This window comes from Pseudomonas sp. ChxA, from assembly GCF_030263855.1.
GTDB classification, from domain to species: Bacteria; Pseudomonadota; Gammaproteobacteria; order Pseudomonadales; family Pseudomonadaceae; genus Aquipseudomonas; species Aquipseudomonas fluorescens_CB.
In genome coordinates, this window is the sequence record NZ_JARPMK010000001.1 from 3,585,647 (window position 1) to 3,599,037 (window position 13,391).

The window sequence follows — 13,391 nt, forward strand, 5'->3', positions numbered from 1 at the left end:
CACGATTTGCTGATGGGCGTCAGCCAAGCCATTGCAACCTCGCTGGAGGTTTATCGACTCCGTCAGAGTGATCATCCAAGAGATCCCTAGAGTCAGTGGGCAACTGGTGGTCAGGCCTTGGCGGAGCGTAGAGCAAGCGAAAAGTAAGTCATCTGACAGCCAGCAATTGGGAGTGCTTGTGCTGGCCACTCGCCTCTTATCTTCAGAGGTCGTAACATCGGGCTTACTACCAAGCTCGGCGGCGCCTGAGCAATGGATTGCTTCGAGGGAACTGAGATGACTACCCCGTCACGTGATGAGATCGTTGTAGCCGCTAAAGCAGGCAGACTGCTTGATCTGATTTTCAAGGACAGCTGGCGGCACGACAGCGCGCCGTTTTCCCAGGCCTTGATCGACGCACATCAAGCGAAGGATATCGATCTGCACTCCCTGCTCCCCCTGCCGGAACCGTCCCGTTTTTCCCACAACGAGATTTATCTGGGTATCGAGGTATTCCTGCCGGCGCTGGGCTCCATCTCGACCAACTGCGATGAGTTGCTTGAACTGATGGCAGGGGTAGTTCCTCACGATGACCCTATGCTCAGCCACTCATCGTACGGCGAGATAATGAAATGGTGCCAAGCTTCACCAGAGCGCCTCCTTGACCTGTTGCAGCTGATCAAGTCGGACGCCCCACTTTCTCAACGATTCCATTGCGTGCAGGCATGTATCAGTGCCGGACTGCAGGCAGATCCAGATTTCTATCTGGCGCAGGCTTTGGAGTTTCTCGAACAGGGGAACGCCCTTCAGCGCGCCCAGGCAGCCAGGGCACTCTGTAATTTGTCTGCGGAGGTACGCAGCACCTGTGTGGATCTAGTCGAAACCATCCTGACTGTGATCGAACGTGAGGCTGAACCGTCCGTGCGAGATGCTCTCCTCGCCCTGGCACTGGCCTGGCAAAAAGATGCTCCTGTTGAAGTCGAGCGATCGACGTACAGGCTTATCGAGCAAGCCGCCTGCCCTATCACTTTGGCGGCGAAAAAAGCGATAGGCCTTGCGTTGATGGGTACCGCCAACGTTTACAGCCCCCAAGTCCGTCAGGATCTCCTTGCGCTCGTGTCATCCGGTCAGCCGGAGGATGAAGTCGTTAAGCTACTGGATATCGTCTTGGCTGGGATGATTCGCAGAGGCGACGTTTCGGAGGCTCAGGGGTTGATTGAGAAGCTCATCCTCGGTGACTCCACCGTACCATTTACTGGCTTCACTTCAGTCCTGCATGAGCTTGAGAGCAGGGATGCTAGTGTCTTGGACAGATGGGTGGTTCGCTGGCTGCACTCTGATTCACTGAGCCTAGCCCTGGCACTTAGGCGCGGCCTGTTTGCAGCCAGTGAAGGTCGAGTGTTCACATTTGATTTCAGCCAGGCACTGGAAATACCCGAAAGCGATTACCTGTTCATAGCACGCAAAGCGCTCGGCACCTTTTTCTCAAAGCCCCTCTTCATTGCGTCCCTGATTGTTAGTCTCATGCGTAACGCATCAGGCGCTACCCTGGGTGATCTGGAGAGGCTGTTGTTCGATCCAGTGCTGATTAACTATTCAGGTCTGAAGTCAGACTATCTGGACGAGATCGCGGAAAGCACCACCGATTTGGTATCACAGGCTGTCCAGCGTGCGCTACAGGAGCTGCATAAGTATCTCGAAGGCCTCGGGGATTCGCACATCCGCGAGTTGCAGCCTTCGGAGCGTCAGCGTCAGTTGGAACACCATCGACGCAATGAGCAGATGCAAAATGACATGGTGGAAGCTCGCGCGTCCTCTATCATGGCTGACCTGGTCAGCGAGCAAGTCTTACTGTACGGCACCGGAATGGCCAGCTGGGTGCCGGCGTTCCCACCTCCGCAAGACATGGCCGACGGAGATACGGGGCCAATGCGTCGGATCGAGCAATCCCTCGCCACTGTTCAACACATCTTCCAGATTCCCCGGCAGTCGGTTCTGGAGCCCTCCACCCTAGAGATCCAGACCCTCAATTTCTTGTATGTGGAGCGTACGCGATGAAACTGGTCTTCCGCGAATACCTCGCCTCGCTTCGCGAACGCAACGAATTGGATGTCGTTCTGCCTGATCTTTTGAGTGAGATGGGCTTCAACGTGATCTCCCGTCCGTCAACAGGGCCACGCCAGTTTGGTGTCGACGTTGCCGCCGTAAGTCCCGAGGACGATGGCGAGCAGAAGCTCTACTTGTTCACCATCAAGCAGGGCGACCTGACGCGAGCGGAGTGGGATGCAGTGCCCCAAGGGGTAAGAACCTCAATCAACGAGATCCTTGATGGTTACATTACTAAGCGAATTGCCCATCAGTACGAACCACTGAAGATCGTGATCTGCCTTTGCTTCGGCGGTAGTGTAAAGGAGGCGGTGAGAGACACCCTCACAGGCATGATCGAAAGAGAAACCACTGATAGGATCTCATTCCAAGAATGGAACGGTGATTACATGGCGGGCTTGCTCGCCGACGGCTTGTTGCAACACCAGCACGTGAGCAAGAGCCTCCAGTCGCGGTTCCAAAAGTCCATCGCGATGCTCGACGAACCTGATGTCTCCGTTCAGCATTTCACCGCACTCATTGAAGGGCTCGTGGAGGCTGGCAACCAAGACCCCGTACAACGACTCGCCACGCTGCGACAAATGTACATCTGCCTCTCAGTACTGTTCGTCTGGTCTCGTACGCAAGACAATCTCGAGGCCCCCTACAGAGCCAGTGAACTGGTCATTCTGCGAGCCTGGGAGCTGGTCAAAGATGATATAGAGGCTGCTTCGATCGGGCATACCCACATCGGCCTGACCTTCAACGAGCTGCTGGATCTGCACACAAAGATTTGGGCCGAGCTGATGGAGGAGAAAATCCTGCCGCTCGCAGCAAAACGAGATGCACTGGCCTGCTCCGTCAACTCCCACAGCCCTATCGACATCAACCTGAAGCTGTTTGAGATTCTAGGTCGCATCGCCGTGAGGGGGCTTTGGACTCTGTGGCATCACTTGGACGGTAATGGACTGCGAGTTCTTGACGCATCCGAGGTGCCAGAAGAGGCCTCGAAGCTCGCTTTCCACATCGCTGCGCTCATCAAGAACAATCGCGCATTGCTCTCCCCTGTAGCCGACGAGCAAGTTATCGAACTCACTTGCGCTTTGATGTTTCTGTCGACGATGAGGGAGTGGCGCAGCTATGCACGGGATTACAGCGATGAGCTTCTGACCTACTACCACTTCAATTTCACTAGGCATCATCAGTACCCCACCATCCACGGCAGCTACCAGGAGCTGATTTGGCACCCCCATGCCAGGACTGATGAGTATCGGGCGCAGCACACCAAGGGTAGCGTTCTCATACCGATCATGGTGCTCTGGGCCACTTTGGATGGCGAAACAGCGTTTAGCGGCCGATTTGCTCAATTCGTACGAAACGAGATGAAGCATTGCAATCAGCAGCTGTGGATGCCCGGGCCTGATACTGAAGCTCTCTTGTATCTCAGCAGACCGCCGCATGGGTTGGCGCTTTGTGACATACCCATCACGGGTGACGGCGAGGCAGCCAGAAAAATCCTGGAGAAAGAATGCTCTGCAGAGAGCGACTATACACGCCTCTCTGCTGTGCGCTTAGGGCATTGGCCGCTATTGGTCATGGCTTGCCGCCATAGCCGACTCCCGATTCCACCGCAGCTCTGGTTACCAGCGGTGCTCAAAGAAGCCGCTGCTCCGAATTTAGATGCGGATGCCTGGCAGCCAACTGACGATACTGTCCGCGCGCATTGGGCGTTCTGGTATTCGCGCCGTGCCGGCGCGAACCTGAGGTCGGACGGGGATGGAAACATTCACTTTATATCTTCGCCGAGCTGGGACAGCGAGCCCGCCGACTAGCCATCCCTGTACAGGAATGTCGGGCGATATCATGCGGCTCAGCAGGTGCTATAGCTGATGTAGTATATACCTTAGAAATTTTCCAACTCAGGTGCAGGCATGAGCCTCGGTGAGAGTATCTACGACAGCCTAGTCATCATAATGCAGCCCACACAAGGCACCGATGGCGTCAGACATCACAACATTGACGGGATTTCAAGTTGCGCTGCGTCGATAAGGCTTTCGAGGGTCATGAGGCGCTTTCTGCAGAGGGGTTGGCAGTCAGCACCCGGCATGGCGAGGTAGCGTGTTTTTCGGCGTGCTAAAAAATCGGCAAAAGGTCGCATTTTTCCGTAGCATTCGCCCGCCGCGCGACAGCGCCGCCCTCAGATATGTACACCCATAGGAAAAACAGTGGCAACCCGTAACCGATACGCACGATTTCTGGGAAAACAGCGCTTAAACAGCAAAGCACCGCAGCATCCCACCCCGGTTGCTGGCATCTCACGGATGGACAAAGCACTGCCGTATACAGCGGTTACAGCCAACCTTTCCCAGGTTTTGATGCTGATCGTCGTCGTTGTTGGCTACATTTTCACCGTCAGACCCGTCTTCCAAAAAGAGGTCGTCTCCGAGGATCTGGCACGCCTTCAGATCGAGCAACGGAAGCTTCAACAACAGATGGATAAGCAGTCCGAATCCTTGGCTGCAGGCGAAGCGCGAAACAAAGAACTGGCTGATCAGCGTTCTGCCATCGAAGGCCAGATCGCGACGCTAAACCAGAAGCTAGTCGACGCAGAGAAATCGGCTCGTGACACAAAGCTCCGGGCCGGCAAGGCTGTAGCCGAAGCCAAAACGGCTGAGTCTTCCCTATCCATGCTGCAAAACCAGCATTATGCGCTGAAGCTACAGAGTCTTTTGGGCGATCTGAAATTGCCAGGTAGCATCGTTCAGATCATGACCAGAACGGAAAGCACGTACAGCCTGAATATGTTCAAAGAAGAAGAAGCAAGCGCTGTAGCTCAAAAGCTAAAGTCCTTGGATCTGCAGCCCGTTGACCTCGCGAAGACCACACTATCCCAACTGCAGACTGACGCTACCAAACAAGCCCGGGCTCCCGGGGGCGCATTGGATGCACTGTTGGCGCGCAACTACCAAGACGGCCTAGCCAAACATGAACAAGACCTGGTATGTCCTGCCCCCGTCTATGCCGACTGGCAGTCGGCATTCGAAGCGGCCATAAGGGCCGGCGAAGACAACATCCGGAGCTGCATCAACGACTACTGGACTGAACGGACGACCAAAGAGGGTTGGACACCCTCGGACGTTGCCAGCCTGCAGAAGAAGGATTTCTGGAAAGAACAGGAACGGAGCTACAGAGCGTCATGCGAAGTAGTCTATGGCTACATCATGCAGACCGCTTTTCAAAAGGCATGGGCAAAAGGGGACGAGCCTTGTGATGAGCGTCGTATGTACGTGAACCATATCGTCATGGGTGCCCCCATAGAGACCACGCTGAAACCACTGACAGTCGCTAATCCTCCATCCCCACAAGAAATTGCCCAGCTTTTCCATGATCGTGATGTCAAAGCGGCTGAAGCGGGGTTGTGATTTCACACCGACCACCAGTCCAGGCAATTTAGCTGCGTCCAAATAGCACATCAGTGCTATCTGGTTTTTCAAGCTGATCATGATTTTGCAATGGCTACCTCGTAGGGCATCAGGCCACGCAAGGCGCCCCTTCAGAACCCTCTACGGTGTTTCCAGGGATAGATATCTTCAGCGCACACACCATGATCAGGCTCAGGCAACGCTTCCTTCGGCTAGCTCAGACACAACCACGTAATGATCCGCCCCGCATAAACTACGCACCAACGTGTAACCTCCCCGCTCGCTGACAGCTCGAACCTCTGGCGTCACCACAGTCATGCCATCGCAGCTGACGCCGGATAGATCTCGATACACCAGGGCGGCGTATCGATTCCCTACCCGGGCTGCATTCATCAAATACGCATCGACCGTAACACCCCAATCGATATCGGTCGCCCACACAATCCTCATCGGAAGTGGGATCTTTTCAAAAGCACTCACGCTACTCTCCAGGCCTCAAACAATTTCAATGACTTTGTGCGAGTCGAACCCGCATTCTTCCCCGGGATATCCGCGCTGGTTTGACAGCAAACGGCACCCGCCCAGCACCGTGTCGACCGAGCGGTGAGTGTGGCCAAAGGCCCAGCAGTCCGCTTGCTCGAGCAGCCGATGCCACTGGTTGTAATACGCAGCACTTACGTGACCATCGTACTCATCTCCTGCGACCTCTCGGATCGGGCAATGGTGGGTCACGACGACTGTTCCGCCTTCGAACGGTTGGCTCAACTCGCGGCCGAGAAAGCCCAACGTGGCCTGGTTTTTTGCGATCACATCGGCCGGCCGCAGTCGCCGATAATTGACGTCGGCCCGGATCATTTTGAAGTCGTTCATGTCTCTGGCACACGTCGCCGCTGCGGCTTCTATATCCCCCGTAGAGGAAAAATCTGTCCAGCCAGTACCGACTAAGAACCTCACGTTGCCGATAATCAATGACTCGTTTTCCATCACATGCACGTGAGGGGCCGCTGCAGCTTTCATCTTCTCGACCGTTCGGTCGATGTTGCTTTTGTAATGCTCGTGGTTCCCTGCGCAATAGATCACTGGAATCTGGAAGGTCTCATTTGCCCACAAAACCCCACGACTTTGGAGGCTAATATCACCGGCCAGTACCACTAGGTCAGCCGTCACCTCTGGTGGTTGAAAGGGGGCGAACTCGAGATGGAGGTCGGAGTAGAGAAGTATTTGCATATGGATGCTCAGGGCCTTGCTGCCTGGCCACGGCTTGCCAGGTCGAAATCTGGATTGCTGTGCGTCAGGGCTAAATGTCGATTTAGGCGTATATTGAAGGGAACGACTGGCAGGGCCGAACGCTGGCGCTGGGCTTGCCATGTGTTGAACGCGAATGACTATAGGCATTTGTTTTATACAACGCAAATGCCGCATATCGTTCCGTTTACTCGGGAACGCTTATGTCACTGCGCACCTCTTTCGCTGCTGCTCTGCAATTCCTTCGGATGCGTCAAGCATCGCTGCAGCAGGAACTGGGTCAGGCTGCCGATCAATCGTATGTCAGCCGGCTCGAATCCGGCACCCGATCGGTCACGCTCGATGTGAGTGATGATCTTGCGAAAGCCCTTGGTGTAGACCCGCTTACGCTCCTCTTGCTGACATACGCTTCAGAACGAGGAGAGTCTCCCCAGCAGGTTCTGGAACAGCTCAGAATAGACCTCACCGCCTCCGGATTATTGGCCAGCGAGATTCCTTCCCAACCTTCCAAAGCGCCTCATCCGATGGTTGCTGCGTCAGAAGAACTGCGGCCACAAATCAAAGCGCTGGCAGACCAAGGGCTGGGGCAGACGGAGATTGCCAAGCGACTGGGCATATCCAGGCATACGGTAATCAACCATCTGAAGAAAATGGGCTGATCCGGGACAAAACTTTGAGCGATCACCCGAGCGGACGAGTGAGGGACGCAAGATTAGATGCTCCATAAACCCATCACTAGGTTGCTGAGAGCTAGCCCTACCTCCGCTAGAGATGTACGGCAACTGGGTTCTCATGAGTGATGACCAATTATGAGAGACGAAGCAGGCCCGGCCAATCTACCTTCCACGCGCTCAGGTAGATTGGCCGGGCCTTAGAAAAACGGGATCAGTGACGGACTGATTGATAGAAGAAGCCTTGAAGGAGGGTTGCCCCGATCATGATCGCCGCACCGCCGATGCTGGTAGATATCTGCGCGAATGACATCAGCGACTTCCGGTTGCAGGCAGACAAGATAGCGACATCCCCTGTCCCCCCCAACCTACTGTAACCGAAGGCCACATCTGAACCCCGGCAATTCTTCGTTTCACGGTTCCTCATGCAGAACTTAGAATGCTATCGGGACGCCCAGGTGCCAAAGCCCAGCAGGCATTCGAACAACCATAGAATATCAAGGATGGATTAATTGAGCGCTAGCTATTTAGGTTTACATGGAGTGGCATTCACTGACCTTGCCGAGGCTCCGGATAATTTCTTCTGGCGTGATCCTCAAGGAACGTGGCTACCTAAGACAGGTAATCACTTCTTCGAAATTGATCATATATGTGCCCAGCTTCATGACGCCTTCGAGGAGAAGATTTTCGGCACAATTGACGCCTACTGGGATTTCATCCGGGTTGCACCCGATTTGTTCTCGACCGCAGGAATGAATTCGGAGTGCGCACTTTCAAAGGAGGTATTCAGCAAGCTTCTACCAAAGCTTTCAACGTACCTCCCTGTCAACCAAGGTCTCTATGTCAATGATTGCCGGAAGCTTGTGTCGAGCATTCAAGAGTGCACCAAGGAGGTGACGCAGCTTCAAGGTGAGTTCTATCAAGCACTGAATCTAGAAACGCTGTTCTTTCCGGAAATAGATGAACCTGACGGCACTCGCTGGGTTACATCGCCAGTGGTAACCAAGATTTTTGCCTTGCTTGGGTTTATCTATATACGACTACATAGCCTTCTTGACTACTCGACCAAGCTTGCCATTGAAATTGAAAATATCAAAACCCAATTCGATAAGTACCCCAAGCTCTCCTCCAGGGGCTGTCTGTATGGTGACAGAAAACGAGTCTCGCTAAATGGCATGGCGGGCACACTGTTTGAGCAGTGTGCTGAGCTCACTGAAGTGGAGGCTGTGAGAAATCACATCATTCATGACGGCTTGCTGGATGATATGCCTAAAGTCTATCGCGTAATTGCAAGTGGCTCTTGCGTGGAAAAATACATTCTGTTCCCTGATCGGAATGCTGAAGGTAGATTTGACGCCTTCAATAACCGAAATCTATTTTACGGAAGCGAAGATAAGATAAATTTGCGCCTTCCAACCCTCGTGACAAATTTCCAGCTTCGTCTACTGCTCACGTTACAACTATTGCTGGCCAAGATAAGTGACAAGGCGCGATGACTATCGCGCAACCAAATCGCAAAGTAGAAAACACGCCTTCAAGCCACTAGGTTACACCCTCTCGCTAGCTTCGACATCAGAAAATAAAGCCATGAACTCAACACTGGACAACCTAAAGAAGCTCTTGCACGAGTACGGCCACTCCATCAATGCGCAGAGAACGGTCATCGACGTCCATTCTCCTAACTGCATCGATGCGAATGTGCCAAAATCGCCAGGCGTCTACTGGATCGAAACGACGATGCCAGTCGATGAAATGCAGGAAGCCCTCTCAATCGTTCTTAAGAAAAACAAGAAAACACGTAAAAAAGCCCCTTACGGCACAAGCATACTGAAGCAACAGAACTCGGACTTTTATGTTGCATACTCTGGCACCAAGGCTGATCTTTGTGACAGACTCAAGCAGCACTTATTCAACGTGGGAAATTCTGAAACCGTGAAATTGGGATGCATCATTAATCAACACCCTTTTTCGCAGTATCAGTGGCGAGTTAGCTTTGCTGTAATTGACAGTTATGAGTTTCGCTACGCCGTGGAGAGTTGGTGGCGCGTCAACATTGGCTGGCCACCGTTTTGTCTGCGATAGCCAATAGCACCAGTGGGGGGAACGGCTTGATGGGGTTGGAGTCCATGCCCTGCGACTCATCCCCAGTATCAGCCTGACGCCCAAAAGAGAGCGGTTTAAAGCCGCCCCCCCTCGCCAGCCCCTGACTCATGCCCCTAAGCCCGGGGCATCCTGGCCATCACGCCTTCACTGCCTTGCGCTTGATTCCATCTGAGCGCGATACAGCCCGGTGGCCTACAACCTCCCAGAACGGGTCATCCGCTACGATATGACGACTCGCCTTCTCATACGCTGGCACCTTTTCGTCCCACGTGATGTACCAGTAGCAGAAGGTTACCGCTCGAGTGATCGCCACATAGGCCGTCCGCAGCGCCTCGTGCTGCTGAGCCGTATCGTAACCGCATGGATTGCCAGGGCTGCCCATACCCGCCTGGGCGTAGAAGTCATTCTTCGAGGGTGACGAACTCGTGACCTCGCAATCGCCAAGCAGGAAAACAGCATCCGCTTGAAGGCCCTTCGACGAGTGATAGGTCAACAGCTTGATTCTTTCCTTCTGCTTTTCGTCATGCGCTCGCTGAAGCACCTCTTCGAGGGCATCCTCTGCTTCCTCTTTCGTGGCTCGCTTGCGGTAAAGCACCAGGATCGTATGGCCGGCCTCGTAATGATGCTCAACCATGTCAACTAGGTGCTTTTCGTCGAACTCACCTACCGCCACGGGCACTTGGTTGTCGATCACAGCGTTGTTGACCGCAACACCATGTTTGTTCTCGAAGCCTGGCGTTTTCTTCGCGATCGACTCGGCAGCGTCCACAACCATCTGGTGCGAGCGATGGTTTTCTTGTATGAACACTTCGGTGTGGGCCGGAGATTCGAATTCCTTGTCGAACTCCATCAGGAATCGCGGAGAGCTACCACGCCACCCGTAGATGCTTTGCCAGTCGTCACCGACGGCCATCAGTGATGCATGCGCCGGGGCACCGAAAGTCTTCACGTTCAAACCACGCCGCTCAATTTCTCTAAACGTGGCTCTGACCCAGGAGATGGTGTTCGCCCCGACGTCCTGGAACTCATCGATGAGTAGGGTCGACATCGGGCGCAGAACGCTGTCTGGCACTGCCCAGAAATTCTTGTAGCCTCGTTCGCTAAACATCGCGAACATACTGTTGAACGTCATGACCGGCGGGCTCATGCCCAGCAGTCGTTCATTGAATGCGTCCCAGTAAATTCCCAAGGCATGGAAAAAAGCGGCATCTGGATCATCGGGATAAAAGCGCATTTTTTTGATCGCTTTAACCGCATCCAGGCCAAGGTTCTCGATGAATGAAGCCGTGGAATAGAATGTTTCCATGATGTAGGAAGAGCTGATTTCTCCTCGAACCTTGTACCAAAAGGCTGGACATGCGATCGCGCGACCACTGAGAGCATCGATCGTTTGTGCTGCCTGCTGGTAGCTTTTCAGGTTGTAATGGTCTAATGAAACCGCACACTCATTTACGCTGTGTTTCGACTCAGTATTGGTTTTAGGTAACACTGCCGTCACCAGCGTTATCGGTGTTTGGATTAAGATCAAACGGCTGCTTTTTTGCGGAGCAAGTCAATGAACAGCCTCAACTCGCGACTGATATGGTGCCCCTTGCGCAACAGCATCCCGAATGGTTCCAGTTGCACTTCCAGCGCCACCGGCAATGCAACGACCAGGCCCATTTTCAGGTAATCCCGCAGGGCGCTTTCCGACAGCACCATGATAGCGTCGGTGAGTTGAATCAGTTGCTGCATGGAATACACCGAGCTGCACTCGATAATGTCCGCCGGCCGCGGCAAGGCCAAGTGTTGCAGTGCTTCATCAAAACCAATGCGCGCCGGGCTGGTTTGCGGCTGCAAGATCCACGGCCAGTCACTGACAAGTTCCGCCAGCGGCAGATGCTCGCGCTGGGCCAGAGGGTGGCCGGCGTGCACCACCACCAGCATGCGTTCGTTGCCCAGAGGCTCAAAGGTGTAATGCTCACTGTCGGTGGCGGCATTGCGCCGGGCGATCGCCAGGTCGATGCGGCCTTGCTCCAGTAGCTGGATCACCTGATCGCTGGTGTCGCCCATGATGCGAATACGCAATTGGGGATTGAGTGTCTTGATCTGGGCGATGGAGTCCATCACCAAGTCCGGGGCCGCGCCCATGATGGTGCCAATCGATAAGTAGCCATAACCGCCCTGTTGACGCGCCATCAGGTCCTCGGCACAGCGGTCGAGGCCACTCAGTGCCGACTCGGCAAAGCGGATCAACTCCTTGCCCAGCGCCGTCGGGCGCATGCCCCGGGGCAGGCGCTCGAACAGGTCACAGGCAAACATGTCCTCGATCTCGCGCAACATGCGCGTCGCCGCCGGCTGCGACATGTTCAGGCTTTGGGACGCACGGTGCAGGTTCTGGCTGGAACTCAAGGCCACCAGCATGTGCAGATGCTTGTAGCGCAGGCGGTTGAACAGGCTGCGGGAGATCAACGGACTACTCATTTTTATCCTTGTTATCGATACCTTAAGGTTATCAGTTGTAAGCGAGATTCGATTTGTAGCGCATGGATTGAGCGCCGTACAGTCCTTCCCATAAGAACAAAACACCGGACTGAACAATGAAGACCCTGCCCGCACCTCTGCTCGCCAAAATTTCCTGGCGGCTGCTGCCCTTCCTGCTGTTGATGTACATCATGGCCTTCCTCGACCGCGCCAACGTCGGGTTTGCCAAACAAGCCTTCCAGGCCGACACCGGCCTCAGTGACGCCGCCTTCGCCTTTGGCGCCGGGGTGTTTTTTGTCGGCTATGCGCTGCTGGAAGTGCCGAGCAACCTGATCATGCATTGCGTCGGTGCCCGCCTGTGGATGTGCCGGATCATGGTCAGTTGGGGCGTGGTGTCCGCCGCCATGATGTTTGCCCACAACGAAACCAGCTTCTACGTGTTGCGCTTTCTGCTGGGCGTGGCCGAAGCCGGATTCTTCCCCGGCGTGATCCTCTACCTCACCTACTGGTTCCCCTCCGCCGTACGCGGCAAGGCCATGGGTTTCTTCTACTTTGGCGCGCCCCTGGCTTTCATCTTCGGCAGCCCGCTGTCCGGCCTGTTGCTGGAGCTGGACGGGTTCTCCGGGTTGCATGGCTGGCAATGGCTGTTCGCGGTGGAAGGCCTGATGGCCACCGCGGTTGGCATCTGGGCCTATTGGTACCTCGACAACCGCCCTGCCGATGCCAAGTGGCTGAGCATTGCAGAGCGCCGCCAGATCCAGGACCTGCTGGACCGCGAAGACCAGCAAAAAACCTCCCATGGCCGCAGCCTGCTCACGGTGTTGTGCCAGCCCAGCGTGCTGTACCTGTGCCTGGTTTACTTGCTGATCCAGGCCAGCGTCTACGGCGTGGTGTTCTACTTGCCAACCCAAGTCGGCGGGCTGCTGGGGACCAAGGTCGGCTTGATGGTCGGCCTGGTCTCGGCGATTCCCTGGGTCTGCGCGCTGTTCGCCGCGTGGTGGATTCCCGGCTACTCCGACCGCACCGGCGAGCGCCGCAAAACCGCTTCCCTGACCCTGTTGATGGCCGCCGCCGGGATCGCCTGCTCAGTGACCTTCGCCAACCCGCTGCTGGGCATGCTCGCCCTGTGCTTTGCCGCCTCGGGCTTTATCGCCGTGCAACCGGTGTTCTGGACCTTCCCTTCCAGCTACCTCGCCGGCAGCGCAGCGGCGGCCAGCATTGCCCTGATCAACTCCTTCGGCGCCCTCGGCGGGTTTATCGCCCCGGTGCTGAAGAACTGGGCAGAAACCGCCTTTCACTCCCCAGCGGCCGGCCTTTACCTGCTGTCCGCCACCACCGTACTCGCAGCGTTGCTGGTACTCGGTATCCATTCGCCAGGCCAAAAAGCGACGAACACGCCGGCCACTGTTTAATCAAGGAGTCA

11 protein-coding genes are annotated in these 13,391 nt (G+C 55.1%); 7 read left to right on the forward strand and 4 right to left on the reverse strand.

Annotated features, from left to right (window positions below; genetic code table 11):
• Positions 1 to 276: 276 nt before the first annotated feature.
• The 3 genes from P5706_RS16055 (at position 277) to P5706_RS16065 (ending at position 5,486) form a co-directional block, all read left to right on the forward strand.
• Positions 277 to 2,037: a hypothetical protein gene (locus tag P5706_RS16055; protein ID WP_285680058.1), complete on the forward strand. Its 1,761-nt coding sequence runs from the start codon at positions 277 to 279 to the stop codon at positions 2,035 to 2,037.
• Positions 2,034 to 3,896 carry a chemotaxis protein gene (locus P5706_RS16060; protein ID WP_285680060.1) on the forward strand — a complete coding sequence of 621 codons (1,863 nt, stop codon included), beginning with the start codon at positions 2,034 to 2,036 and terminating at the stop codon, positions 3,894 to 3,896. The genes P5706_RS16055 and P5706_RS16060 overlap by 4 nt, the downstream gene beginning before the upstream one ends.
• Before the next feature lie 393 nt (positions 3,897 to 4,289).
• Complete coding sequence (locus P5706_RS16065; RefSeq protein ID WP_285680062.1) at positions 4,290 to 5,486, forward strand: coiled-coil domain-containing protein; 1,197 nt, start codon at positions 4,290 to 4,292, stop codon at positions 5,484 to 5,486.
• Positions 5,487 to 5,981: 495 nt separating this feature from the next.
• On the opposite strand, the gene P5706_RS16075 is transcribed toward P5706_RS16065, so the two are convergent.
• Complete coding sequence (locus P5706_RS16075; RefSeq protein WP_285680064.1) at positions 5,982 to 6,713, reverse strand: metallophosphoesterase; 732 nt, start codon at positions 6,711 to 6,713, stop codon at positions 5,982 to 5,984.
• A 221-nt stretch (positions 6,714 to 6,934) separates the two neighbouring features.
• On the opposite strand from P5706_RS16075, the gene P5706_RS16080 reads away from it, so the two are divergent.
• Positions 6,935 to 7,390: a helix-turn-helix domain-containing protein gene (locus P5706_RS16080; RefSeq protein ID WP_285680066.1), complete on the forward strand. Its 456-nt coding sequence runs from the start codon at positions 6,935 to 6,937 to the stop codon at positions 7,388 to 7,390.
• Between the two features lie 226 nt (positions 7,391 to 7,616).
• Here P5706_RS16080 and P5706_RS16085 read toward each other — a convergent pair whose 3' ends face one another.
• Positions 7,617 to 7,829 (reverse strand): 2-hydroxycarboxylate transporter family protein, encoded by a 213-nt coding sequence (locus tag P5706_RS16085; protein ID WP_285680068.1) that lies wholly within the window; start codon positions 7,827 to 7,829, stop codon positions 7,617 to 7,619.
• Between the two features lie 85 nt (positions 7,830 to 7,914).
• On the opposite strand from P5706_RS16085, the gene P5706_RS16090 reads away from it, so the two are divergent.
• Both P5706_RS16090 and P5706_RS16095 read left to right on the forward strand, forming a co-directional pair.
• Positions 7,915 to 8,898 (forward strand): hypothetical protein, encoded by a 984-nt coding sequence (locus P5706_RS16090; RefSeq protein WP_285680070.1) that lies wholly within the window; start codon positions 7,915 to 7,917, stop codon positions 8,896 to 8,898.
• Between the two features lie 91 nt (positions 8,899 to 8,989).
• Positions 8,990 to 9,484, forward strand: coding sequence for a hypothetical protein (locus P5706_RS16095; RefSeq protein WP_285680072.1), 495 nt, complete (start codon positions 8,990 to 8,992; stop codon positions 9,482 to 9,484).
• A gap of 157 nt (positions 9,485 to 9,641) precedes the next feature.
• On the opposite strand, the gene P5706_RS16100 is transcribed toward P5706_RS16095, so the two are convergent.
• A complete protein-coding gene (locus P5706_RS16100; RefSeq protein WP_285680074.1) occupies positions 9,642 to 11,033 on the reverse strand; it encodes a 3'-5' exonuclease in 1,392 nt (463 codons plus the stop codon).
• Entirely contained in the window at positions 11,030 to 11,968 is a 939-nt protein-coding gene (locus P5706_RS16105) for a LysR family transcriptional regulator (protein WP_285680076.1), read from the reverse strand. Before P5706_RS16105 ends, P5706_RS16100 begins: the two co-directional genes overlap by 4 nt.
• Positions 11,969 to 12,084: 116 nt before the next feature.
• Between P5706_RS16105 and P5706_RS16110 the strand changes: the two genes are divergently transcribed.
• On the forward strand, positions 12,085 to 13,380 hold the full coding sequence (locus P5706_RS16110) for an MFS transporter (RefSeq protein ID WP_285680078.1): 1,296 nt from the start codon (positions 12,085 to 12,087) through the stop codon (positions 13,378 to 13,380).
• The last annotated feature ends 11 nt before the right edge of the window (positions 13,381 to 13,391 follow it).

What these genes read in the sequence shown, in the direction of transcription:
- P5706_RS16055 (WP_285680058.1), top strand. Translation starts at nt 277, where the DNA reads ATGACTACCCCGTCACGTGATGAGATCGTTGTAGCCGCTAAAGCAGGC.
- P5706_RS16060 (WP_285680060.1), top strand. Translation starts at nt 2,034, where the DNA reads ATGAAACTGGTCTTCCGCGAATACCTCGCCTCGCTTCGCGAACGCAAC.
- P5706_RS16075 (WP_285680064.1), bottom strand. Translation starts at nt 6,713, where the DNA reads ATGCAAATACTTCTCTACTCCGACCTCCATCTCGAGTTCGCCCCCTTT.
- P5706_RS16080 (WP_285680066.1), top strand. Translation starts at nt 6,935, where the DNA reads ATGTCACTGCGCACCTCTTTCGCTGCTGCTCTGCAATTCCTTCGGATG.
- P5706_RS16085 (WP_285680068.1), bottom strand. Translation starts at nt 7,829, where the DNA reads ATGAGGAACCGTGAAACGAAGAATTGCCGGGGTTCAGATGTGGCCTTC.
- P5706_RS16095 (WP_285680072.1), top strand. Translation starts at nt 8,990, where the DNA reads ATGAACTCAACACTGGACAACCTAAAGAAGCTCTTGCACGAGTACGGC.
- P5706_RS16105 (WP_285680076.1), bottom strand. Translation starts at nt 11,968, where the DNA reads ATGAGTAGTCCGTTGATCTCCCGCAGCCTGTTCAACCGCCTGCGCTAC.
- P5706_RS16110 (WP_285680078.1), top strand. Translation starts at nt 12,085, where the DNA reads ATGAAGACCCTGCCCGCACCTCTGCTCGCCAAAATTTCCTGGCGGCTG.